This is a genomic window from Streptomyces sp. XM83C, from assembly GCF_023072675.1.
Classification (GTDB): Bacteria; Actinomycetota; Actinomycetes; order Streptomycetales; family Streptomycetaceae; genus Streptomyces; species Streptomyces thermocoprophilus.
The window spans coordinates 1-1,986 of sequence record NZ_JALLGL010000528.1; the positions used below are offsets into that span (position 1 = coordinate 1).

Below are 1,986 nucleotides of genomic sequence, written 5' to 3' on the forward strand. Positions count from 1 at the left end.
AGGAGATCATCCGCTGCCTCAAGCGGTTCGTCGCCCGCGAGATCTACCACGTCCTGACCATCACCAACGCCACCGCAGCGGCCCCGAATCACCTCACAACCGCTGCTTGACATCCATAAGAGCATCCGGCCGGCCCCGATCCGGCATGGACACCCGGACCCGTGCCACGGGAAACCGCCCCTCGAACGGCGATCCGCTCCCTCCCGATCCGCCCCACCGGTCCGGGCGAAGAACCCCGGGTCGGGGAACTCGTCGCAGTGGGTGCTGTCCCCGTGGAAGGCCAGGGGCGTGCTCACCACGGAGCCGTCCTGCCGCGTGACGGGGGAACAGCGGGGGCCGACGGGGCACCGGGCATGCCAACGGCCCCCGACCGTTTCTCCTGGTCAGGGGCCGTTCACCTGTGCGGTGGGTGTGGGATTTGAACCCACGGTGGCTTGCGCCACGACGGTTTTCAAGACCGTTCCCTTAGGCCGCTCGGGCAACCCACCTTGCTCGGCGCCCGGATGGGACGGAGCGCCTACAGAGTACCGGGCTGTGGGGTGGGGTGAAGGCGCACGGGTTGCCCGGGGGTGTGCGGAGGCCCGGTCGCCGGTACGGGGCGGCCGGGCCTCCCGGGGGCAGGCGATGACGGTTGCTCTCGCGGCGCGGCGCGGGCGCCGGTCTCTGCCCGGACGTCACGGCCGGGGGGGTACCGGGCACCGCGCCGTGCGTCAGCTGTCGCCCGTGCGGGAGCCGAGGGTGAGGTCGACGGTGTGGGTCTTGCCGTCGCGCACGTAGGTGATGGTGACCTCGTCACCGGGCTTGTGGGTCCAGATCTCGCCGATCAAGGTCGGACCGGAGTCGATGACGCGGTCGTCGAGCTTGGTGATGACGTCGCCGGGCTTGAGGCCCGCCTTGGCCGCCGGGCCACCCGGTTCGACGGAGGCGGCGCCGCCCGCGCCCTGCTGGGTGATCTTCGCGCCGTCGGTGGTGTCCTCCAGGGAGACGGACGCGCCGATCTTGGCGTAGACGGGCTTGCCGGTCCTGATCAGTTCCTGGGCGACGAACTTGGCCTGGTTGATCGGGATGGCGAAGCCCAGGCCGATCGAGCCGGCCTGCCCGGAGCCAAAACCGCCGCTGCCGGTGGACTGGATCGCGGAGTTGATGCCGATGACATTGCCCTGGGCGTCCAGCAGCGGGCCGCCGGAGTTACCGGGGTTGATCGACGCGTCGGTCTGGAGGGCGCTCATGTACGACGCCTGGCTGCCGGAGCCGTCGCTGGAGGCGACGGGGCGGTTCTTGGCGCTGATGATGCCCGTCGTGACGGTGTTGGACAGCCCGAAGGGTGCGCCGATGGCGATGGTGGTGTCACCGACGGCGACCTTGTCGGAGTCGCCGAGGGTGAGCGGCTTGAGATTGGACGGCGCGTTCTTCAGCTTGATGACCGCGACGTCGTAGCCCTGTGCGTGGCCGACGATCTCGGCGTCGTACTTGCGGCCGTCGGGGAACGTCGCCGTCAGCTTGCCACCGTTCACGGCGTCCGCCACGACGTGGTTGTTGGTGACGATGTGGCCCTGCTTGTCGAAGACGAACCCGGTACCGGTACCGCCCTCGCCGCTGGTGGACTCGGCCTCGATGGTGACGGTGCTCGGCAGGGCCTTCGCGGCGACACCGGCGACGGTGCCGGGGTCGCGCTTGACGTCGCCGCCGCTGGTGGAGGCGGAGACGGTGGTGGAGCCGCTGTCGTCGTTGCCCTTGGCGAGCTGGTAGCCGATGCCGCCGCCCAGGCCGCCGGCGACGAGCGCGGCCACCAGGACCGCCGCGACGAGTCCGCCGCGGCCGGGCTTCTTCGGCGCGGGCTGCACCGGGTACGGCGCGCCCCAGCCGTTGCCCGCACCCGCTCCGCCGCCGTACGCGGGCGTGCCGGGCGGCTGCGGGGGCGGCCAGGCCTCGTGCGGGGCCGACGGGGAGGCGACCGTGGGGGCCGTCTGCGTGTCGGGGCCGGGC

General features: G+C 71.7%; 1 protein-coding gene and 1 tRNA gene. Both read right to left on the reverse strand.

Going from position 1 to position 1,986, the window contains the following annotated elements; genetic code table 11:
* Positions 1-403 precede the first annotated feature (403 nt).
* Positions 404-488 (reverse strand) — tRNA-Ser (locus MTQ10_RS30065).
* 222 nt (positions 489-710) lie between these two features.
* A partial coding sequence (locus MTQ10_RS30070) for a S1C family serine protease (protein WP_247473725.1) occupies positions 711-1,986 on the reverse strand: 1,276 nt, incomplete at its 5' end.